At 71.1% G+C, this 21736-nt stretch carries 20 protein-coding genes; 9 read left to right on the top strand and 11 right to left on the bottom strand.

Going from position 1 to position 21736, the window contains the following annotated elements; genetic code table 11:
* Positions 1–192: 192 nt before the first annotated feature.
* Positions 193–1881: an RCC1 domain-containing protein gene (locus HNR13_RS03180; protein ID WP_179604408.1), complete on the top strand. Its 1689-nt coding sequence runs from the start codon at positions 193–195 to the stop codon at positions 1879–1881.
* 74 nt (positions 1882–1955) lie between these two features.
* Here the strand turns inward: HNR13_RS03180 and HNR13_RS03175 are convergent, their stop codons facing one another.
* From HNR13_RS03175 to HNR13_RS03155, 5 genes are all read right to left on the bottom strand, one after another.
* On the bottom strand, positions 1956–2369 hold the full coding sequence (locus tag HNR13_RS03175) for a heat shock protein transcriptional repressor HspR (RefSeq protein WP_179604407.1): 414 nt from the start codon (positions 2367–2369) through the stop codon (positions 1956–1958).
* Positions 2370–2377: 8 nt separating this feature from the next.
* The gene (locus HNR13_RS03170) at positions 2378–3370 is read right to left on the bottom strand and encodes a DnaJ C-terminal domain-containing protein (RefSeq protein WP_179604406.1); all 993 of its coding nucleotides are present in this window, start codon (positions 3368–3370) and stop codon (positions 2378–2380) included.
* Positions 3371–3509: 139 nt separating this feature from the next.
* On the bottom strand, positions 3510–4154 hold the full coding sequence (locus HNR13_RS03165; RefSeq protein WP_179604405.1) for a nucleotide exchange factor GrpE: 645 nt from the start codon (positions 4152–4154) through the stop codon (positions 3510–3512).
* Positions 4155–4156: 2 nt separating this feature from the next.
* Positions 4157–6025 carry a molecular chaperone DnaK gene (gene dnaK / locus HNR13_RS03160; protein ID WP_179604404.1) on the bottom strand — a complete coding sequence of 623 codons (1869 nt, stop codon included), beginning with the start codon at positions 6023–6025 and terminating at the stop codon, positions 4157–4159.
* A gap of 172 nt (positions 6026–6197) precedes the next feature.
* The gene (locus HNR13_RS03155) at positions 6198–7778 is read right to left on the bottom strand and encodes an MFS transporter (protein WP_179604403.1); all 1581 of its coding nucleotides are present in this window, start codon (positions 7776–7778) and stop codon (positions 6198–6200) included.
* Positions 7779–7862: 84 nt separating this feature from the next.
* Here HNR13_RS03155 and HNR13_RS03150 point away from each other — a divergent pair, with 84 nt between their 5' ends.
* Together HNR13_RS03150 and HNR13_RS03145 are read left to right on the top strand one after the other, a co-directional pair.
* Positions 7863–8588, top strand: coding sequence for a GTP pyrophosphokinase (locus HNR13_RS03150; RefSeq protein WP_179604402.1), 726 nt, complete (start codon positions 7863–7865; stop codon positions 8586–8588).
* 30 nt (positions 8589–8618) lie between these two features.
* Complete coding sequence (locus tag HNR13_RS03145; RefSeq protein ID WP_179604401.1) at positions 8619–9209, top strand: signal peptidase II; 591 nt, start codon at positions 8619–8621, stop codon at positions 9207–9209.
* An 81-nt stretch (positions 9210–9290) separates the two neighbouring features.
* Here the strand turns inward: HNR13_RS03145 and HNR13_RS03140 are convergent, their stop codons facing one another.
* Positions 9291–10070: an SDR family oxidoreductase gene (locus tag HNR13_RS03140; RefSeq protein ID WP_343063430.1), complete on the bottom strand. Its 780-nt coding sequence runs from the start codon at positions 10068–10070 to the stop codon at positions 9291–9293.
* Between the two features lie 78 nt (positions 10071–10148).
* Between HNR13_RS03140 and HNR13_RS03135 the strand changes: the two genes are divergently transcribed.
* Positions 10149–10781: a DUF2461 domain-containing protein gene (locus HNR13_RS03135; RefSeq protein WP_179604400.1), complete on the top strand. Its 633-nt coding sequence runs from the start codon at positions 10149–10151 to the stop codon at positions 10779–10781.
* A gap of 49 nt (positions 10782–10830) precedes the next feature.
* On the top strand, positions 10831–12261 hold the full coding sequence (locus tag HNR13_RS03130; RefSeq protein ID WP_179604399.1) for an MFS transporter: 1431 nt from the start codon (positions 10831–10833) through the stop codon (positions 12259–12261).
* A 317-nt stretch (positions 12262–12578) separates the two neighbouring features.
* Here HNR13_RS03130 and HNR13_RS21445 read toward each other — a convergent pair whose 3' ends face one another.
* Positions 12579–13412 (bottom strand): MarR family winged helix-turn-helix transcriptional regulator, encoded by an 834-nt coding sequence (locus HNR13_RS21445; protein WP_246312706.1) that lies wholly within the window; start codon positions 13410–13412, stop codon positions 12579–12581.
* A 56-nt stretch (positions 13413–13468) separates the two neighbouring features.
* Here HNR13_RS21445 and HNR13_RS03120 point away from each other — a divergent pair, with 56 nt between their 5' ends.
* Both HNR13_RS03120 and idi read left to right on the top strand, forming a co-directional pair.
* Positions 13469–15022 (top strand): MarR family winged helix-turn-helix transcriptional regulator, encoded by a 1554-nt coding sequence (locus HNR13_RS03120; RefSeq protein ID WP_179604398.1) that lies wholly within the window; start codon positions 13469–13471, stop codon positions 15020–15022.
* A 91-nt stretch (positions 15023–15113) separates the two neighbouring features.
* Positions 15114–15665 carry an isopentenyl-diphosphate Delta-isomerase gene (idi, locus tag HNR13_RS03115; RefSeq protein ID WP_179604397.1) on the top strand — a complete coding sequence of 184 codons (552 nt, stop codon included), beginning with the start codon at positions 15114–15116 and terminating at the stop codon, positions 15663–15665.
* A 139-nt stretch (positions 15666–15804) separates the two neighbouring features.
* On the opposite strand, the gene HNR13_RS03110 is transcribed toward idi, so the two are convergent.
* From HNR13_RS03110 to HNR13_RS21970, 3 genes are all read right to left on the bottom strand, one after another.
* Positions 15805–16332 carry a hypothetical protein gene (locus tag HNR13_RS03110; protein WP_179604396.1) on the bottom strand — a complete coding sequence of 176 codons (528 nt, stop codon included), beginning with the start codon at positions 16330–16332 and terminating at the stop codon, positions 15805–15807.
* Between the two features lie 25 nt (positions 16333–16357).
* Complete coding sequence (dcd, locus tag HNR13_RS03105; RefSeq protein ID WP_179604395.1) at positions 16358–16963, bottom strand: dCTP deaminase; 606 nt, start codon at positions 16961–16963, stop codon at positions 16358–16360.
* Between the two features lie 75 nt (positions 16964–17038).
* Positions 17039–18028, bottom strand: a complete 990-nt coding sequence (locus tag HNR13_RS21970) for a GDSL-type esterase/lipase family protein (protein ID WP_179604394.1) — start codon at positions 18026–18028, stop codon at positions 17039–17041.
* Positions 18029–18251: 223 nt separating this feature from the next.
* Between HNR13_RS21970 and HNR13_RS03095 the strand changes: the two genes are divergently transcribed.
* Positions 18252–19004, top strand: coding sequence for a polyprenol monophosphomannose synthase (locus tag HNR13_RS03095; RefSeq protein WP_343063429.1), 753 nt, complete (start codon positions 18252–18254; stop codon positions 19002–19004).
* Positions 19001–20476 (top strand): ArnT family glycosyltransferase, encoded by a 1476-nt coding sequence (locus HNR13_RS03090; RefSeq protein WP_179604393.1) that lies wholly within the window; start codon positions 19001–19003, stop codon positions 20474–20476. Before HNR13_RS03095 ends, HNR13_RS03090 begins: the two co-directional genes overlap by 4 nt.
* A 13-nt stretch (positions 20477–20489) precedes the next feature.
* On the opposite strand, the gene HNR13_RS03085 is transcribed toward HNR13_RS03090, so the two are convergent.
* Entirely contained in the window at positions 20490–21734 is a 1245-nt protein-coding gene (locus HNR13_RS03085; RefSeq protein ID WP_179604392.1) for an acyltransferase family protein, read from the bottom strand.
* Positions 21735–21736 lie beyond the last annotated feature (2 nt).

Raw genomic sequence — 21736 nt, 5'->3', positions numbered from 1 at the left:
AAAACCTACAAATTATACACCTGAGGCTAAACAACCCTGAAAGGGGAACAAAATCAAGGTGAAGCGGTCGGTGAGTTCTCCACCGGGATGCGCCTGCGGACCGCCGAAATCCACGAGAAAGGCGGCTCGGCTCCCCTAACGTCTCGCGATGGCGGCCTCCTCGCCGAAGCACCATCGAGAAACAAGGAACACATGTCGACTACCAACGAAGCTCAGCGACCAGACGCAGGGCGTCGCCTCCCCTCCCGACGGACCGTCGTCGCGGCGAGCGCCTGGAGCGTCCCCGCCATCGTCGTGGCCACCGCGTCACCGGCGTACGCCGCGTCGACCGACGGCCCGGTCACCATCCCGCAGGCGCTGACCGGCGTCATCGGCGGCGGCTGGTCGATCGCCACCAACTTCGGCGTCAACGGCCTGCCGCTGGGAGCCCCCACCGCTTCCCGGTCGACCGCGACCGTGGTCCCGATCACCGTGTCGCCCGCTCGCGCCACGACCGTCAGCCTGACGCTGAGCGGCGCCGGGTTCTCGTTCTTCACCGTGGCGACGAACGCGACCTTCATCCCGACCCAGACGGTGACGGTGACGACCTCCGCCAACGGGGTCGCCGAGGTCTACGTCGCGATCCCGCCCTACAGCAAGGGCGACACGGTGGCCACGATCACCGCGACCGGGAACGGCGGCAGCGCCGTCTCGACCCTGACGGCCCGCACCGCGCACGTGTACGCCGTCGGCGGTCACACCCCGGAAGGCCAGACCGGCAACGGCTCCGCGCTCAACGGCGTCGCCTGGCCGACGCCGATGGCGATCGACGAGCGGCTGTCGAGCGTCCACGCCAGCATCAGCTCCTACCTCTTCGTCACCGAGAGCGGGAAGCTCCGCAGTGGCGGCTACAACCCGTTCGCGGAGGTCGGCACGGGCGGCAACGAGGTCGCCGTGCTGAACCCGATCGAGCCGCTGAAGAAGGACGGCACGGCGTTCACGGATGCCGTCCGGGCGGTCGTCGACACCTGCGGGTCCGAGCAGGGCCTGTTCGTCGTGGAGGACTCGGCCGGCGACTGGTGGGCGACCGGCGAGCAGGTCTCCAACTACCTCGCGATCCCGGGCGACACCACCGGCTCACGGTACGTGACCCGGTGGGAGAAGATCGGCGGCAACCTCCCGGCGAAGCCCGCGACCCTCAGCCCGAACCGGTTCGGCGACACGCTCGTCTGGAGCCTCGAGGACGGCACGGTCTGGTTCACCGGATCCAGCGCGAGCTTCCGGAACTACTCCAACGGCCTGCCGACGACCGCCGTCCGCGGTGCGATGGAGCAGCTGAAGATGCCCGACGGCACGCCGGTCACCGGCGTGAAGCGGGTGCAGCAGAGCGAGGACCACTCGGTCATGATGCTCACCACCGACGGGCGCCTGCTCTACTCGAGCACGCAGCCCGCGGCCATCACCCCGGCCGACTACAGCGTCCGCGGCGATGTCCAGGAGATCGCCGGGCCTCCCGGCGACGTCGTCGAGATCTGGGCGAAGCACCCGTATGACACGGACGGAGGGGCCTACTACGCCAAGACCTCGGACAATTCGCTATGGGCGATCGGCAGCAACGGACTCGCGCGCGGCTACCTCGGCATCGGCACGACCACCGCGACCCGCACGTGGGCGAAGGTGCTCGTCGACGATGTGAAGGAGATGGCCTGCGGCGCGCACAACTTGATCGTGCTCGACAACTCGGGCGACGTCTGGTTCGCAGGCCTGTACGAGGAGGGCAACCCCGGGCTGGGCACCGGGATCGCGCCCACCTTCCCGACGCCGGTGAAGATCACCACCCTGCCGCCGAACGCGCGGACCATCGCCAGCACCTGGTGGGACGTTCCGTACATCGCGTACTGAGCGCTCCCCGCAGGGACGCGAAAGCCGGCCGACGCCGTTCCCACGGCGCCGGCCGGCTCAGGTTCGCCGGGACGTTACCGCTCCAGCGGCCGCCAGACCACGATCTGGTTGCTGCGCCGCACCCGGGTGCCGGCGCGCATGGAGACGACCTCGCCCTCCGATCCGGCGGCGAAGACGCGCCGGCCCGGCCGGTTGAGCAGTTCGTCGGCGAGGGCCGACTCCAGCTCCCGCACCCGATCGCTCAGCGCGGCGACGTGGTCCTCCAGCTCCAGGATGCGGCGGATGCCCTCCAGGCTGACGCCCTCCGAGCCCAGCCGCGCGATCTCCTGCAGCTTCTGGACGTCGCGCATCGAGTAGCGACGCGACTTGCCCGCCGTCCGGCGCGGGCTGACCAGCCCCAGCCGGTCGTACTGCCGGAGGGTCTGCGGGTGCATGCCCGCCAGCTCCGCGGCGATCGAGATCACGAAGACCTGGGTGTTCTCGTCCATGAGGCTGCTCAGCCCCTCGCCTTCGCGAGGATGTCGTCGCGCGGGTTCTCGTCGGGCAGTTTGGCGGCGAAGGCCTCCAGCGCCTCCTTGGCGTCGGCGGACAGGTGCGACGGCACCGCGATCTGCACGACGGCCAGGAGGTCGCCGGTGCCCTTCGCGGTCTGGACGCCGCGGCCCTTCACGCGCAGCACGCGGCCGCTCGGAGTGCCGGGCGCCACGCGGAGCTTGACCGGGTCGCCGCCGAGCGTCGGCACCTCGATGGTCGCGCCGAGGGCGGCCTCCACGAAGGTGACCGGCACGGTGACGCGGAGGTTCAGCCCGTCGCGCTCGAACACCGGGTGCTTGCGCACGGTGACGGTGAGGACGATGTCGCCGGCCTCGCCGCCGTCCGGGCTGGGCTGGCCCTTGCCGCGCAGCTTGATCTTCTGGCCGTCGGCGACGCCCGCGGGGATCTTGACCTTGAACGGCTTGCCGTCCCCGGCCTGCAGGCTGATGGTCTCGCCCTTGGTGGCGGTGACGAAGTCGATGGTGGTGTGCGCGGTGACGTCGTTGCCGCGCGTCGGGCCGCCGTAGCCGCGGAAGCCGCCGCTCGTCGTGCCGAACCGGCCGTTGCCGAACAGGCCGCTGAAGACGTCATCGAAGCCGCCCTGGCCGCCCTGCTGGAAGGTGTAGCGCTGGCCGCCCTGGCCGCCGCCGAACATCCCGCCGAACACGTCGTCGAACCCGCCCTGACCGGCCGAGCCGGGGGCGGTGAACCGTGCGCCGGACCCCATCGCCCGGATCTGGTCGTACTCCTTGCGCTGCTCGGGATCGCTCAGCACCGAGTGGGCCTCGCTGATCTCCTTGAACTTGGCCTCCGCCGCCGGGTCGCCGGGGTTGGAGTCCGGGTGGTACTTGCGCGCGAGCTTGCGGTAGGTCTTCTTGAGCTCCGCCTCGCTGACGTCCTTGGAGACGCCTAGGACCTTGTAGAAGTCCTTGTCGAACCAGTCCTGGCTTGCCACGGCGCCTCCTCTCCTGCCTGTGCTTTCGTGATCTGTGCTGTCGTGATCTGTGTCGAAGTCTGCATGTCTGCCGGCGCGAGGAGCGGCGGGACACGCATCCCGCCGCTCCGTGCGCTCATCGCGCTCGTCGTCCGGCCGGTCAGGCCGGGGTGGCGACGACCACCTTGGCCACCCGGACCACGGTGGAGCCCAGCCGATAGCCGGTCTCCACCACCTCGGCGACCGTGTCGGAGGTCACGCCCGGGGTGGGCTGCTGGAAGATCGCCTCGTGGACCTGCGGGTCGAAGGGCTCGCCCTTCTCGCCGTACGGGGTGAGGCCGAGCCGCTCGACCGCGGTGCGCAGCTTGCCCGCGATGGTCGCGAACGCGCTGCCCTCGGCCAGGTCGCCGTGCTTGTCGGCGCGCTCCAGGTCGTCGAGCACCGGGATGAGACCCTTGACGGCGTCCCCGATCGCGCGCTCCCGCTCGATCTCCCGGTTGGCCTCGGTGCGCTTGCGGTAGTTCGCGTACTCCGCGGTCACCCGCTGGAGGTCGGCGAGCCGCTCCGCCGCGACCTGGTCGGCCGTGGTCTGCCCGGAGAGGATGTCGAGGTCGTCGTCCGACAGGACGCTCTCCTCCTCGCCCGGACCCACGTCCACCAGCTCCTCGTGCGCGAGGTCGTGCTCTTCGCCCTGGGGCTCGCGAACCTTGCCGGTCTCGGGGTCGATCCTCCGCTTGTCACGGATGATCGGCTCCTCGCGCTCCGGCTCCTCCGAGCCGTGCCCGTCGCGGTTCTGGTCGGCCATGGTTACTTCTTCTCCTCGTCCTCGACGACCTCGGCGTCGATGACGTCCTCATCGTCGGAGGAGGAGCCCGCGCCGGCCCCGCCCGCCTCGCCGGCGTCGCCGGCCGGTGCCTCGGACGCCTGCGCGGCCGAGTAGATGGCCTGGCCGATCTTCTGCTGGCTCTCGTTCAGCTTGTCGTACGCGGTCTTCACGGCCTCGTCGTCGTCTCCGGCGAGCGCGGTCTTCAGCGCGTCGATGTCGCCCTGGACCTCGTTCTTGACGTCCTCGGGGAGCTTGTCCTCGTTGTCCTTGATGAGCTTCTCGTTCGAGTAGACGAGCTGCTCGGCCTGGTTGCGGGTCTCGGCGGACTCGCGGCGCTTCTTGTCCTCCGCCGCGTGCTCCTCGGCCTCGCGCACCATGCGCTCGATGTCGTCCTTCGGCAGGCTGGACCCGCCGGTGATCGTCATCGACTGCTCCTTGCCGGTGCCCTTGTCCTTGGCGGACACGTGCACGATGCCGTTGGCGTCGATGTCGAAGGTGACCTCGATCTGCGGGATGCCGCGGGGGGCCGGGGCGATGCCGGTCAGCTCGAAGGTGCCGAGCGGCTTGTTGTCGCGGGTGAACTCGCGCTCGCCCTGGAAGACCTGGATCGCGACGGACGGCTGGTTGTCGTCGGCCGTGGTGAAGGTCTCGCTGCGCTTGGTCGGGATGGCCGTGTTGCGCTCGATGAGCTTGGTCATGATCCCGCCCTTGGTCTCGATGCCGAGGGACAGCGGGGTGACGTCGATCAGGAGGACGTCCTTGCGCTCGCCCTTGAGGACACCTGCCTGCAGGGCGGCGCCGACGGCGACGACCTCGTCCGGGTTCACGCCCTTGTTGGGCTCCTTGCCGCCGGTCTCCTGCTTCACGAGCTCGCTCACGGCGGGCATGCGGGTGGAGCCGCCGACGAGGACGACGTGCGCGATGTCGGACACCTTGATGCCGGCCTCGCGGATGACGTCCTGGAACGGCTTCTTGGTGCGGTCGAGGAGGTCGCTGGTCATCTGCTCGAACTGGGCGCGGGTGAGCGTCTCGTCGAGGTTCGCCGGGCCGTTCTCGGTCAGCGACAGGTAGGGCAGCTGGATGCTGGTGCTCATCGAGGAGCTGAGCTCCTTCTTGGCCTGCTCCGCGGCCTCCTTGAGGCGCTGCAGCGCGATCTTGTCCTTGGAGACGTCGACGCCGGTCGAGTCCTTGAAGCGCTTGATCAGCCAGTCGACGATGCGCTGGTCCCAGTCGTCGCCGCCGAGGCGGTTGTCGCCGGCGGTCGCGCGGACCTGGATCGTGGAGAAGTCGTCGTCCTTGCCCACCTCGAGGAGGGAGACGTCGAAGGTTCCGCCACCGAGGTCGAAGACGAGGATGAGCTCGTCCTCCTTGCCCTTGTCGAGGCCGTAGGCGAGGGCCGCGGCGGTGGGCTCGTTGATGATGCGGAGCACGTTGAGGCCCGCGATCTCACCGGCCTCCTTGGTGGCCTGGCGCTCGGCGTCGTTGAAGTAGGCCGGGACGGTGATGACCGCGTCGGTGACGGTGTCGCCGAGGTACTGCTCCGCGTCGCGCTTGAGCTTCTGCAGGATGCGGGCCGAGATCTCCTGGGCGGTGTACTTCTTGCCGTCGATCTCCGTGGTCCAGTCGGTGCCCATGTGGCGCTTGACGGACGAGATGGTGCGGTCGACGTTGGTGACCGCCTGGCGCTTCGCGGTCTCGCCGACGAGCACCTCGCCGTCCTTGGTGAACGCGACGACGGACGGGGTGGTGCGGAAGCCCTCCGCGTTCGCGATGACCGTGGGCTCGCCGCCCTCCAGCACCGAGACGACGGAGTTGGTGGTTCCGAGGTCGATTCCTACTGCACGTGACATATGTGCTTTCTCTCCTTTGTTGCGGGCGTTTGATAGCCGGTAAAAGTCATGGGGTCAAGAGTTGAGCCTCGACGGCTCAAGCCTGGCATCCCGGGTGGGACGCTGTCAAGCCGTCCAGCTCAAAACTTGAGCACACTTGACTCAACTTTGAGAGGGCGCGGACTATTCCGCGTCAGCCGAGCACCGGGGCGTCGCTGTCCGACGGCGCGGGATCGGGGAGGCGGCGCATCCGCAGCGCGTTGCCCGCCCCCAGGAGCCCGGCCACGAGCGGGACGAGGAGCGCGACCTGCAGCGCGAGCGGCCGCGCGTCGGTGTTGATGCGGACCACCTCCGCGCGCACCTCCGGCGTCTCGGTGGCGAGCTGCTTCTCCAGCTGGGTGTTCGACATCACCTGGGCGTCCTCCTCCAGCGCGGCGGCCACCTGCTGCTTGTCCGCCGGCGGGAGCACCGTGCTGGCGTTCGCCATCGAGGTGAACGTGAACGCCAGCGTCGCGAGCATGATCGCTCCGGCGAACGCCAGGCCGAAGGACAGGCCGAACGACCCCGCCGCGGAGTTGACGCCCGCGGCCTCGCTGACCCGCTCGTCGCTGATCGGCGAGAGCGTGTAGTTGTTCAGCTGGGAGACCAGGAGGCCGAGGCCGCCTCCCGACACGATGAGCGGGACGGTGAGGTACCAGCCGTTCGTCGCGATCGGCACGATCGGCAGCAGGATGACGATGCCCAGCACGGTGAGCGTGAAACCGGTCAGGATCAGGTTCGCCGGGCGGCCCTTCGCCCGCCGCCCGGCCAGGAGGGCGACCACGAACATGGACAGCGACAGCGGCGCGATCGACAGGCCGGCCTGCAGCGCGTTGTACTCCAGCACCATCTGCAGGTAGATGGGCAGCGCGATCATGGTGCCGCCGAGCGCCACCTGCTGCAGCAGCTGGCCACTGACGCCGGTGCGGAAGAGCCTCGACGAGAACAGGGCGGGATCGAGCAGGGTCGGCTTGTCCCTGCGGGCGCGGGAGCGCAGCCAGAACACCAGGCCGACGAGGGCCGCGACGCCGACGACGATCAGGAGCAGCACGTACTGGCCGCCCTCCTGCCAGACCAGGATGCCCGTGACGATGCCGCCCATCCCGATGACGGAGAGCAGCGCGCCGACCAGGTCGATCGAGCGCGAGCCGGTGTACGGGACGTCGTGGACCAGGCCGATCCCGGCGAGCACCACCGCGATGATCACGGCCTCCAGCAGGAACCCGACCCGCCAGGACAGGAACGTCGTGATGAAGCCGCCCAGCAGCGGGCCGACGGCGGCGGCGATGGCGGCCGAGGCGCCCACGAGCGCGTAGACCCGCTTCTGGTGCGCCCCCTCGAAGTTGCCGTGGATGAGCGACTGCATCGCCGGCAGCAGCAGCGAGGCGCCGATCCCGCCGACGACCGCCCAGAACAGGATGATGGCGAAGAGGTTCTGCGCGAGCGTCATCGCGACAGCTCCGACGGCGTAGCCGAGCAGGCCGAGGATGTAGGCGAGCTTGCGGCCGATCAGGTCGCCGGTCTTGCCCCCGATCAGGATGAACGCGGCCGAGACCAGCGCCTCCAGGGCGATCGCGCCCTGCACGCCGCTCACGGTCGTGTGGAGGTCGTGGACGACGGCCGAGATCGACACGTTCATCAGCGACGTGTCCACGACGAGCACGAACATCGCCATCGCGAGAAGGATCGCGAGGCGGAGGTTGAAAGGCGCGTCGGCGCCGTCCCCGCCGCTCATGCGCACACGAAAGCACAGCGGGAGGGGGTTTGGCGACAGCCGATTCACACCGGTTGCACAACACGCGTCGATAGCGTCGGAGGCATGGATTCGGACCCCGCACCGCTGCTCTCCACCCGGGCGATCATGGCTCTGCAGAGCATCGATCCGGCCACCCTGAGCGAGGTGCAGGCGTTCCGCGAGGACTTCGCGCGGTTCATCATGCCGTACAAGTTCGGCATCGACGAGATCTCCACGAAGGTGTCCATCCTGCGCGAGGAGTTCGCCGAGCTGCAGGACTACAACCCGATCGAGCACATCTCCAGCCGGCTGAAGTCGGCGGAGAGCATCGAGCAGAAGGTCATCCGCAAGAACTGCGAGCCGTCGTTCGAGGCGATCCGGGCGGCCATCACCGACATCGCCGGCGTGCGCATCGTCTGCTCGTTCGTCTCCGACGTCTACCGCGTGTTCGAGCTGCTGACCGCGCAGGAGGACGTGCACGTGCTGCAGGTGAAGGACTACATCGCGCACCCGAAGCCCAACGGCTACAAGAGCCTCCACGTGATCGTGGAGGTGCCGGTCTTCCTCAGCGGCGGGCCGGTCGCGGTGCCGGTCGAGGTGCAGCTGCGCACCGTCGCGATGGACTTCTGGGCGAGCCTCGAGCACAAGATCTACTACAAGTACGACGGCGAGGTTCCGGAGGCGCTGCTGCGCGACCTCACAGCGGCGGCGGGCACGGCGGGCCAGCTCGACATCACGATGGAGGACATCCACCGGCAGGTGCGCGGCGACGGCGGGGCGGCGCAGTACGCGCTGCCGGTGTCGGTGTAGCCGATCGATTAAGGGTGCGAGGATTGCTGGGTGACCGAGAGCACCCCACCGTCCGAGACCGGGCCAGAGCCCGCGACCGCTGACGCCGGGTTCGCGCGGCGGCGCTCGCGCGCGCTCGTCATTATCCTGCTGATCGCGGTGCTCGTCGTTCTCGCGGACCAGCTGACCAAGCTGTGGGCAACCGCCACCCTCCAGGTCGGCGTCTACCACTCGCTGATCGGGAACCTCCTCGGCATCCAACTCGTCTACAACTCGGGCGCGGCGTTCTCGTTCCTGGTCGACCAGACCTGGGTCTTCACGATCATCGCCGCGCTGGCGGTCGTCGCCCTCCTCTACTTCTCCCGCCGGGTCGGCGCGCGCTCCTGGGCGGTCGCGTTCGGCCTCCTGCTCGGCGGGGCGCTCACCCACCTGGGCGACCGGCTGTTCCGGGCGCCGTCGTTCGGGCAGGGGCACGTGGTCGACTTCATCGCGTACGCGGACTGGTTCATCGGGAACGTGGCGGACATCGCGATCTTCTGCGGCGCGCTGCTCGCGCTGATCCTCGCTGTCGTCGGCGTCCCGCTGCGCGGCGGCCCACGCCACACCCACCCGCACCCGCACCCGCACCCACCGACGGACTGACGTCTCCAGCCATCGCTTCCTCACTTTCTCCCGCGCATGCCCGGCGTGTCGCGGGAGGAAGTGAGGAAGAGATCGCTGGGGTCAGGGAGTTCGGGAGACCGTGGCGAGCCAGTCGTCGAAGGTCTGGGTGCCGAGCTGGGCGTCCGGGCCGGGCAGCAGGGTGCCGTCGCGGAGGGCGCGGCCCCAGCGGCCCGGCAGCGGGACGGCGAAGACTCGGGCCCGCGAGCCGGTCGCGGCGAGGTAGCGGCGCACGAGCGTCGGCATGTCCTCCACCTTCGGGCCGCCGAGGTCGCGGCTGAGCCCGACCGGTTCGCCCGTCGCCAGCTGGGCGAGGCGCGCGCCGACCTCCGCCGCCGCGACCGGCTGCGAGCGCACCGCAGGGACCGGCTTCACCCGGCCGCGTGAACGCGCGGCGAGCTGGGACGCGAACTCGTGGAACTGCGTCGCACGCAGCAGGCTCCAGGAGTCGCCGCTCGCCATCACCAACCGCTCCTGAGCCGCCTTGCCGGCGTAGTAGGCGTACGGAGCGGCCGCCGCGCCCACGATCGAGAGCGCCACGTGGTGCGTCACCCCGGCGGCGCGCTCCGCGGTGAGGAGCGCCGTCGTCACCGCCTCGAAGAAGCGCGTGGAAGCCGCGCCTCCCATCGTCGTCACCGACGTCACGTCCACCACGGCCGCGCAGCCCTCCAGAGTTCGCGCGAGCCGGTGCGCCTCCCCGGTGTCGCGGGCCGCCGCGAGGAGGTCCGTGCCCTCGGAGCGGCTCAGCACCACCGCCTCCTGCCCCGCCCTCCTCAGCGCCTCGACCGTGCGTGCGCCCACCACGCCTGTTCCGCCGGCGACCGCAACCGTCATCGTCTCCATACCGACAGCATCCGCACCTTCGCCCGGCCGGACAACCTCCCATCCCGGGCGGTCGTCGCGCCGACGTACGATCGGGCCATGACATTCACCGGGTTCGACCCCGACGCGATCGCCTTCTACCGGGAGCTCACCCTCCGCAACGACAAGGCGTTCTGGCTGGAGAACCGGGAACGCTACGAGCATCGCGTCGCGGCGCCGATGCACGCGCTCGCGGAGGCGCTCGAGCCGGCCTTCGGCGCCGGGCGGCTGTTCCGTCCCTACCGGGACGTGCGGTTCTCCCCGGACAAGTCGCCGTACAAGCTGCACGCGGCGCTCACGTTCGAGCGCGGCGGGTACGTCCAGGTCTCCGCGGAGGGACTCGCCGGCGGGGCGGGCGTGTACCAGCTCGACAAGGAGCAGCTCGACCGCTATCGACGTGCCGTCGACGCCCCGCGCACCGGCCAGGAGCTGGAGGCCGCCCTCGCCACGCTGCGCGGCTCCGGGATCGGCATCGAGATCCCCGAGCAGCTGAAGACCTCCCCGCGCGGCTACCCGGGCGACCATCCGCGCGCCGAGCTGCTGCGGTACAAGGGGATCATCACCTGGGCGGACTGGGGCATCCCCGAGTGGTTCGCGACCCCGGAGGCCGCCGACCGGATCGCGCGGTTCCTCCACGACAGCGAGCCGGTGACGGCGTGGTTCCGGGCCCACGTGACGGGTGCGGGCGACTGACCTCGCGCGCGTTCACCGCCGGTTCCCCGGCACGCCCTACGCTGTCCCCATGACGACCGAACGACCGGCCGGCGGGGACGGCGACGCCCTCGCGACCGCGGCGAGCCCGATCTTCGCCGAGAGCTCCACCGAGCGCCGCATCCCGCGCAGCTGGGTCGCGTCGTGGGCGCTGTGGGACGCGGGCGGCGCCGCCTTCAACGCGGTCATCACGACGTTCGTCTTCACCGTCTACCTGACCTCCAGCTACTTCATCTCCCCCGGGCTGGTCGCGGCGCAGGACGCGGAGAAGGACGCCTCGGGTCCCGCGCACCACGCGGTCACCGGCGCGATCGCCGGGCTCTCCAGCGGACTGGCGTGGGGCATCGGGATCGCCGGGATCGTCGTCGCGGTTCTCGCCCCGGTGCTGGGCCGGCGCACCGACGGCTCGGGGCGGCGCAAGCTCTGGCTGGGGATCAACACCGGCGTGGTCGTCGTCATCACGGCCCTGATGTTCTTCGTCGTCGGGGAGCCGTCATTCTTCCTGTTCGGCGTCGTGCTCGTCGCGGTCGGGACGGTGTTCTACGAGATCGCGACCGTCAACTACAACGCGATGCTGGTGCAGGTGTCCACGCCGAAGACGGTCGGCCGGGTGAGCGGACTCGGCTGGGCCAGTGGCTACTTCGGCGGCATCCTGCTGCTGATCATCGTGCTCGTGCTGCTGGCCTCCCCCAACGGCGACGGCACGGGAGGCGTCCTCCACGTCACCACCGACCAGGGGCTCAACTACCGGCTCGTCGCGGTGGTCGCCGCGATCTGGACGCTCGCGCTCTCCATCCCGGTGCTCCTGAAGGTGCCGGAGGCGCCGGCCAACCGGCGGCTGCCGCGGGTCGGGTTCTTCGCCTCGTACGGGCTGCTGTTCCGGGACCTCGGGGCGCTGTGGCGGGAGAGCAGGAACACGGTGCTGTTCCTCATCTCGTCGGCGCTGTTCCGGGACGGGCTGGTCGGGGTGTTCACGTTCGGCGGCATCCTCGCCAAGGGGACGTTCGGGTTCAGCCAGTCGGGTGTGATCGTGTTCGCCATCGCGGCGAACGTCGTCGCGGGCGTCAGCACGGTGCTGTCCGGGCGCTTCGACGACCGGTTCGGGGCGAAGCCGGTGATCGTGACGGCGCTGGTGGGCTTGGTGATCGCGGGCCTCGCGGTGTTCTTCCTCCACGACGCGGGGGCGATCGCGTTCTGGGTGTTCGGCCTGATCCTGTGCCTGTTCGTCGGGCCGGCGCAGTCGGCGAGCCGGACGTTCCTGGCGCGCGTGACGCCGGCCGGACGCGAGGGGGAGGTGTTCGGGCTGTACGCGACGTGCGGACGCGCGGTGTCGTTCGTGGCACCGCTGCTGTTCGCGCTGTTCGTCGCGGTCGGTGGGGCGCAGTACTGGGGGATCCTCGGGATCGTGGTGGTGCTGCTCGTGGGGCTGGGGCTGCTGATCCCGGTCCGGTCGCCGCGGTAGGTCGCGGGCGCGGCGTCGGCAACGGAGGAGATCGGCGCCGACACGCCGGGGCGCGGCAGTGAACGGAGGAGATCGGCGGCGCGGGAGGCGGGATGTCCTCCGCTGGCGACGGGGACGCTAGCGGAGGAGATCCGGGCCGACACGCCGGGGTGCGGCAGTCAGCGGAGGAGATCGGCGGCGCGGGAGGCGGGATGTCCTCCGCTGGCGACGGGGACGCTAACGGAGGAGACCGGGGCCGACACACCGGGGCGCGGCAGTCAACGGAGGAGACCGGGGGCGCGGGAGGCGGGATGTCCTCCGTTGGCGACGGGGGCGCGTCAGCGGGGCCAGGCCTGGACGAAGCGGGCGAACAGCTCGGCGAAGGTGCGCGCCTCCTCCGGGGTGAAGGAGGCCAGCGCGGTCTCGACGGCGGAGCGGCGGTGGTCCTGGACCTCGCCGAGCTGCGAGCGTCCGGCGGTGGTGAGCTGGATGAGCGCCCGCCGCGCATCGGACGGGTCGGGGATCCGCCGCACGAGGCCGCGCTCGACGCCCTCCTGTACGAGCCGGCTCGCGCGCGGCTGATCGACGCCGATGGCGGTGGCGAGGGAGCTGACGGAGAGCTGCCGCCCCTCCGCGTCGGCGGCGGCGAGCGCCTCCAGCATGCGGATGCGGGCGAAGCGGCCGAGCGACCCGTCGCGGCCTCGGCGGCCCGGGCCGGGGCGGGCGGAGTCGCCGAAGGGGCCGGGGAAGCCGCCACCCCAGGGGCCGCGCGCGCCCCAGGCGTGCGGGTCGAAGCCGTGGGCGGGGTGGGAGTGGCCGTTGTGGTGGTCATGGGGCGCGGTGCCGTTGCGGGCGTCGGTGTCGTCGTTGTGGCGGTCGCGGGCGGCGGCGCCGTTGCGGGGGTCAGTGTCGCCGGTGCCGGTGGTGGAGTGGCTGCGGTCGGCGCCGTCGGGGTTGGCGCTGTCACTCCCGTTGGCGGTGCGGTTTTGGTCGGGTCCCGTGCCGGTGTGGTCGTGGGGGCCGTGACCGCGGCCGGGGTAGCCGCCGTGGTCCCACGGGCCCATCGGGCGGCGGCGCGACTGGTCGCGTCGGACGGCGACCAGTGAGCGCTCGATCAGTGCGACCACGTCCGCTTCGGGCGAACGGTCCTGCTCTTGACGATCCTCAGCCATGCATGTAACTATACATTCACTTGTAATAGTACATAGAAAACGAAGGGAGTCTCCCGATGACGACCATCGACGACTCGAACACCCACGACTCATCCGATACCCCGCCGTACTTCTGGTTCGGCGAGATCAGTGCGCGCCTCCGCGCCCGGACCCGCGACGAACTCCGCGAGCTCGACCTCGGCCGCCGGGGCTGGCGCGTGCTGCACACGCTCGCGGACGGCCCGGCCACCGCCGACGAGCTCTCCGCCTCCCTGGCGCACCGCGGACGCCGCGCCGGTCGGCCGTTCGGCGGCCGGCCCGGCGACACCGGGCGTCCCACTGAGGCGGACCCGCGCCCGGAGAGCGACGCCTCCTCCGGCGAACAGGCCCACGCGGCCGCACGGCCCAGGGAGTGGCGAGGCCGCCCCGACTGGATGCGGCGCGAATGGGAGCGCCGCCAGCAGATGTACCGCGCCTGGATGGAGCACGACAGCTCCCGCGCGCAGGGAGGCCCGCACGGGCCGGATCGCCACGGCGACCACGACCACGACCACGCCCACGCCCACGACAGCTACGGGCCCGAGTACCACGGCCACGACAGCCAGGGGCACGACGGGCGCGAGCACGAGCACCACCACGACCACGCCCGCGACAGCTACGGGCCCGGATACCACGGCCGCGACAGCCAGGAACACGACGGGCACGAGCACGAGCACGAGCACGAGCACGACCACGACCACGACCAGGCCCACGACAGCTACGGGCCCGGATACCACGGCCGCGACAGCCAGGGACACGACGGGCACGAGCACGAACACGGGCACGGGCACGGACACGACAGCTACGGGCCCGAGTACCACGGCAACGACAGCCAGGGGCACAACGGGCAAGAGTCCGGGCACGACCACGACGAGCACGCCCACGACCACGCCGAACACCCCCACCACCACCACCCGCATCCCGACCACCACGGCGCCGAGCAGGCGTTCGAACGTGGGTTCGAGCGGGGCTTCCTCCGTGGCGTCGAGCGCGGCGGCCCGTTCGGGCATGGCGCGCACGGCTTCGGTCCTGGCGGGTTCGGGTACGGCGGGTTCGGCCCAGGCCGGTACGGTCGGGGGTTCGGCCCGGGCTCGTTCGGGGCAGGCGCGTTCGGCCCAGGGCGATTCGGCCCCGACGCTTGGGGCCACGAGCACGGCCACGGCCGTCCGTTCGCGGGCCGGTACGGCTTCGAGGGGCGTTGCCGCGGTGGCGTGGATCGCATCCTCGCGGACTTCGTCGAGCGCGGCTGGGTCTGGTTCGACGGCGACCGCGCGACGCTGACCGACGAGGGGCGCGCTGCGCATGACGCCGCCCTCGCGCACGTCACTGCGGTGCGCGCCACGGTCACCGAGGGGATTGACCCCGCCGACCTGGCCACCACCCTCGCGACCCTCGAGGCGATGGCCCGCAACCTCGGCTGGACCCCGCGTGCCGACGCGGCCGACGCGGACGGCCCCGACGCAGAGGGCGCCGAGCGCGCCACCAGCACCGGGACCGACGAGGCCACCGAGACCGACCGGGACACCGAGACCGACGGGGACACCGAGACCGACCGGGACACCGAGACCGACCGGGGCACAGACGCCGACTGACGCATCGGCACACCCGCAGGGGCGCGACCGCGAGGCCGCGCCCCTCCGCCTCTGCGGCCGCGTCCACCCACCCCGCGCCTAGGATGGTCGCATGACGTCACCGCGCGAAGAGGTCGTCCTGCTCGCTGAGGACGGCACCCCGATCGGGACCGCGGACAAGGCGACCGTCCACACCGCGGACACCCCCCTCCACCTGGCGTTCTCGTGCCACGTCTTCGACGGGGAGGGGCGGATCCTGGTCACGCGGCGGGCGCTCGGCAAGGCGACCTGGCCGGGAGTGTGGACCAACTCGTTCTGCGGGCATCCCGCGCCCGGGGAGGCGATGGAGGCCGCGATCGCGCGTCGCGCCGCCGATGAGCTCGGCACCGTAGTGGAGAACTTGGTGCCCGCGCTGCCCGAGTTCCGTTATCGCGCCACCGACGCGGCCGGTGTCGTGGAGTACGAGGTCTGCCCGGTCTTCACCGCCACGATCGCGGGCGAGCTGAGCCCGGCGGCGAGTGAGGTCGCCGAGTGGCAGTGGGTGGATCCGCGCGTGCTGCTGACCGCGGTGGAGGCGACGCCGTGGGCGTTCAGCCCGTGGCTGACCCTCCAGCTGCCCGCGCTGTACGCCGACGATGCACCCGAAGCTTCAGGCCAGCTGTGAGTCCGACTCACTATTTTCCACCTGTGTAATCAACTGTGGATAACCTTCGGGGCGTATGCCGCGAAGTGAATCCCTTCGGAGGCGAAGCAGTCTCCCGGGCAAGCAGTTGCGCCACCGCAAGCCGTGAGTGCGACCGGGTTCAGCCGGTTCGCGTCGCGTCGATGTGCTGCTCGAGCCACCAGGTGCGGCCCTCGTCGTCGGAGACCCAGCCGTCCCACTCGAACGAGTCCGCCGTGATCTTCGAGAAGTTCCAGCGGATCGGGCGTCCATCCGTCTGGGTGCCGTCCTGGCGGATCCCGTCGCGGCGGTGCGGCGTCGCGACCAGGGTGCAGAAGTCGCCTCTCGCGGCGCCGAACCAGCTCACTCGCCAGGCGCCGAGCGTGGGGTCGTAGACGCGCACAGTGGATCCGTGCGCGGCCGGCGTGCCGTCGGCGTCCGGGTCGTGGGCGACGAGGACGTCCTGCACCGCCCGCCCGCCGAGCGTGTAGGCGAACACCCAGTCCTCGACGCGCTCGGCCCACTCGCCGGAGGCCTCGTCGAGAAAGCGCACGTCGGCGCGCCAGCTCCCGACGAGCCGCCCGAAGAGGTGCATCCGCTGCGGGCGCTCCGGGGTGGACCCGGTGGAGATCAGGGCTCGCGCGAAAAGGGAATCGGTCGACTCGCTCATGGGCAGCCCTCTCGGCTCGGGGGGTCTAGCTGGACGGGCGTCCGGCTTCGGTCGCGGACACGTCGGTCCGGTGGAAGTTCAGGTACGAACGCGAGGCGGTCGGACCGCGCTGCCCCTGGTAGCGGGAGCTGTACTCGGCCGAGCCGTACGGCCGCTCGGCAGCCGACGACAGCCGGAAGAAGCACATCTGGCCGATCTTCATCCCGGGCCACAGCTTGATCGGGAGCGTCGCGACGTTGCTCAGCTCCAGCGTCACGTGGCCGGAGAAGCCGGGGTCGATGAAGCCGGCGGTGGAGTGGGTGAGGAGGCCGAGCCGGCCGAGCGAGCTCTTGCCCTCCAGCCGCGCGGCGACGTCGTCGGGCAGACTCACCAGCTCGAAGGTGGACCCGAGCACGAACTCCCCCGGGTGCAGGATGAACGGCTGGTCGGGGTCGACCTCCACGAACCGGGTCAGCTCCGGCTGATCGACCGCCGGGTCGATGAACGGGTACTTGTGGTTGTCGAACAGGCGGAAGAACCGGTCGAGCCGCACGTCGATGCTCGACGGCTGGACCATCGCCGGCTCGTACGGCTCCAGCGCGATCCGCCCGGCACCCAGTTCGGCCTTGATGTCACGATCGGAGAGAAGCACGCGCCCAGCCTATCGGGTGCGCCGGTTCCATCATCGCCGGTTACGGCAGGCGACGAGGCGGCGCTGCCGCGGGGGCTAGAACCCGCCGAGCGAGCGGAGGACCGCGGTGCGGATCGCCTCCCCCGCGACGGCCCCGGAGGCGGCGGTCGGGTGCACGCCGTCGAGGGTCGCCCCGGCGACCCACCGGCCGTCGGGCGCGCGCAGCGACGTCCACGGGTCGACCCATACCCAGCCGGAGCGGCCGGCGAGGTCGGCAAGCGCCGCGTTGAGCGCGAGTGTCGCGGCGGCGCCGCCGTTGTCCTTCGGAGCGAGCGCCGAGAGCACGTGGACGCGCCCTCCCGCCTTGGCGACGATCGCGGAGATGTTGGCGAGGGTCTGCGCCGTCGGCTGCGGCGCGGAGCCGTCGAGGATGTCGTTGGTCCCGGCCATGACGACGACCGCGTCGGCGGTGAGCGGGGTGGTGCCGGCGAGGATCTGGGCCGTGCTGTCGCCGTAGTGGCGGTAGCCGCCCGCGTCGACGATGTCGCCGGTCACGGCCGTGCGCACCCACGACCAGGGCGTGGGGTTCCCAGCGCGGTCGGTGAAGGCCGTGATCGAGTCGCCGATGGCGCCCATCCGGACGACCTGGTGCGTGGGCGACGTGTTGAAGGTCGGCGACGAGGCCCCGGCCGGCGCGGTCGCGGCCGCGGGCGAGACCGGCCCTGCGCTCGCTCCGGAGTCCTGGACCCCGGCGGAAGCAGCGGGAGCACCGGAGCCACCGGAAGCGCCACGAGCATCGGCCGCGACCGCATTCCCCGCGACGCCGTTCGCCGGAATGCGCTGCGACACCGTGACGACTCCCGCGGTCATCCGCGCCGCGGACTCCGAGGCCGCGACATCAGTCAGCCGAGCCGTCACGCGCGACGCGCCGACCGCGACCGGCGCCGAGTGAGTGTCCGCACGTCCGTCGGCCAGCACGGGCAGGACCGGCTGGACCGCCAGGGCGACGGCGAGCACGGCTCCGACGAGGACGATCCGCCCGGCACGGGACGACGCGGAAGCGCGGCGGCGGCGGGAATCGGACACGTGATCTCATGCTTTCTACCGCAACCCGGAACGTGCAGCACCGCAACGCTACCGGCGGCCGCCTCCCCGACTCCAATCGCGGTGGGCCGGAAGCGCGCTCTCCAGACCCCCAATTCGGGGGACGCTCCGCCCGCTCGGAGCGCCGCCTGCGGCCGGATGGTCGGGCTGACCCCCGACACGCCGGTAGGATTGCCCGGTTTGCGGCGGTGATCTGGGAGGTAGTGTGCGCGCGGTCGTCATCATGCCGACGTACAACGAGCAGGAGAACCTCCGCTCGATGGTCGGACGGCTCCGTGCGGCCGTCCCCGACGCCCACCTCCTCGTCGTCGACGACGACTCCCCCGACGGGACCGGGGTCACCGCGGACGAGCTCGCCGCCTCCGACGAGGCCGTCCACGTGCTGCATCGCGCAGGGAAGGCCGGGCTCGGCGCGGCGTATCGTGCCGGCATGCGGTGGGCACTCGACGCCGGCTACGACGTCGTCGTGGAGATGGACGCGGACGGCTCGCACCAGCCCGAGCAGCTCTCCCGGCTCCTCGACGCGGTGGGACCGGCCGACGTCGTCCTCGGCTCGCGCTGGGTCGCCGGCGGAGGCACCGAGAACTGGCCGTTCCGCCGCCGCCTCCTCTCGCGCGGCGGCAGCAGCTACGCGCGGATCGCGCTCGGCGTCCCGGCCCGGGACGTCACTGGAGGCTACCGCGCGTTCACGGCGGAGGCGCTCGAGGCGATCGGGTTCGAGGACGTCGCCAGCCAGGGCTACTGCTTCCAGATCGACATGCTGCGCCGCGCCTACGGGGCGGGGCTGCGCGTGACGGAGGTCCCGATCACCTTCGTCGAGCGGGTGCACGGCGCCTCCAAGATGAGCGGCGCGATCGTGGTCGAGGCCATGGTCCGGGTCACCGGGTGGGGGATCACCGGCCTCCCGGCGCGCTGGCGGCGGACGCCGGACCGCGCCTCCGCGGAGCGACCGTCATGACCACGGCCGAGGCGACGCGCGAGGCCACGCCGGAGAAGCGCCAGGGGATCCTCGACCGGACGGCCGTGCGCTGGGGCGCGTTCGCGCTCGTGTTCCTGTGGGGCCTCTACCAGGCCGTGTGGAACATCGCCACGGCGACCCCGAACGCCGACGAGCCCCAGTACGTGCTCGTCGGCCGGCTGTACCTCTCGGGCGACGTGGCGGCGAACCACGAGCAGCCGCCGACGGCGAAGTACCTCTTCGGCGCGGTGCAGTTCGTCTTCGGCGAGGGGATGCTGGCGCCCCGCGTGCTCGTCGGGGTCCTCACGGTGCTCGCCGGACTCATCATCTTCCTGTGGATGCGTCCGGAGCTCGGCTGGATGCCCGCCCTCGTGCCCACGGCGTTCTGGCTGCTGCTGCCCCGCGGCGTCTGGGGCACCTACGAGTTCCGGCTCGACCGCTTCGCCGTCCTGGAGCCGGTCATGGTCTTCTTCGCGATCGCGGCGATGGCCGCGGCCTGGCAATGGCATCGCGGGAGGTCCGTGCTCTGGCTCGCGCTGGCCGGCGTCAGCATGGGGCTCTCGGTCACCAGCAAGCCCTCGACCATCGTGATGCTGCCGGCGTTCGTGGTCCTGATCCTCGCCCGCAGGCGCCTCAAGGACATCCTGATCGCCCTCGCGGTGTCGGTCGCAGCATTGCTGGTCACCGCGTTCGTCGCGTACCTGGCCATCGGCCTCGTCCCCGGCGTGACCGACCTGGTCAAGTTCCAGGCGGCGCAGAACGCGGTCGGCCACCTCATCGATTTCGCGGGCACGGCGACCGCGCACCCGCCCTGGTGGGCGAACCTCTACTTCGCCTGGCACGGCTTCGGGCCCGTCACCGCCGTCGTCCTGGTCGCCGGCACACTCGCGGCCTTCTTCGACCGGGAGCGCCGCTGGCTGGTCGTCTACCTCACGGTCGCCCTCGCGCCGCTCGTGATCTTCTACCTGTTCGTCGCGCGCAACGCGCTGCCGTCCTACTACTACGCCTGGGCGTGGGCGCTCTGCTGTCTCGCCGGCATCGGCGTCGCGTGGCTGCTCCGGCGCCACCGCGGCGCCGCACTCACTGCGGTGCTGCGCACGGCGGGCTACGGGCTGCTCGCCCTCGCGCTCGTCGCCGCGGCCGGGACGTCGGCGCTGGTCTGGAACGACGGTCCGACCGAGTTCGGCCGGGTCGACTCCACGCTGCGGTCGCTGGGCATCGACCATGGGATGGTCCTCGTCAGCGGCGTGGCCCCGTGGGAGCCGAACGAGTCGATCGGCGACCGGGCGACCACCGACCCGACGGCGCACTGCATCGTCGCCGTCGCCACCAAGGACTCGCCCCGCTCCCCCATCGCGCCGGAGGTCACGGGCTACATCGCGGAGCACCGGGCGAACCTGCGCCACCTGATGCTGAACGACGTCAGCTTCTACGTCTTCGACACCACCACGGCCGCGGCGAACTGCCGGTGACGGGCGGGAGCCGCTAGACCGGCACCCGCTCCTCGTGACCGCCGGCGGCCTGCACGGCGTCGCCCGCCGCCCCGTGCTGCGTCGTGGGCCGGCCGAACACGGGGACCGCCTTCAGCGGGCGCACCCGGTTCACCCAGTACGCGATGCCGCGCCCCGGACCCCAGCCCTTGAGCGACATGGCGGGGCGCTCGACGAAGCGCCAGCTGAGCCACGCGATCCCGAGCACGATCGCCGATGCGACGACGATCATGACGGCCGGCCCGAGCCGGGTGAGCCCGACGTAGGCGAGCGTCTGCTGGACCGGGAACGCGAACAGGTAGACGCCGTAGGAGATGTCGTTCACCTGTCCCACCCGGCGGATCCGCCCGGGGATCGCCGAACCCGCCCAGAGGACGAAATACACACCGGCGGGGACGCCGACCACCGGGTAGCCGCCGGTCAGCAGAGTCCAGGCCAGCACGACGCCGGCCACGACGCCGAAGCGCGCGTTCATGGGGATGGAGCGCGAGTACACCGCGAATACCGCTCCGACCATGAACGGGTACGCCAGCGTGAGGAACCAGCCGTCGCCGAGCGGCGGGAAGACCACGCCCATCGCCCCCGGCTTGACCAGCTGCACGATCTGCCCGGCGAAGATAACCGCGGCCACGGCCACGACGACCGGCTTCGCCTTGATGAGGACGCCCGCCAAGACGAGCGCCGCGACGATCATGTAGCAGTCCCACTCGTGCCCGAGGGTCCACATCGAGCCGTTGATCACGCTGGAGTCGGTGGCCCGGCCGTAGGGCGTGGAGTGCTGGAAGATGTCCAGGATGCCCCACGTGCTGACGTGCAGGTTCCAGTTCGAGCCCAGGTAGTGCCACGGACTGGACGGCGAGTGCGCGAAGTAGGCCGGGAGGGTGTGCCCGTCGAGGGTCCAGATGACCGGGCCGAGCACGAACGCCGTGAGCAGCAGGACGAGCAGGAACGCCGGGAAGATGCGCAGCGTCCGCCGCCACATGAACTGGAGGATGTCGGCCGACATTCCGCTCTTCGTGATGAGGTAGCCGCTGATCGCGAAGAATCCGGCGACCGCGAGGGAGCCGAGGCTGGCCTGCCCGTGCGTGATCCCGGTCCCCGGGTCGTGGCCGTAGCCGCCGAGCGGCCAGGTGTGCGACACGAGCACCGAGAGCGCCAGGACGAGCCGGATCAGGCCCAGCGCGTTGTCGTGCCCGCGCAGCGCGGAGCTGATGGTCCGCACAGGGTCAGTGGAAAGCATCC

This window comes from Leifsonia shinshuensis, assembly GCF_013410375.1.
Lineage (GTDB): Bacteria > Actinomycetota > Actinomycetes > Actinomycetales > Microbacteriaceae > Leifsonia > Leifsonia shinshuensis.
The sequence above is the reverse complement of the archived record's forward strand: the minus strand, read 5'-3'. Positions and strand labels throughout refer to the sequence as shown.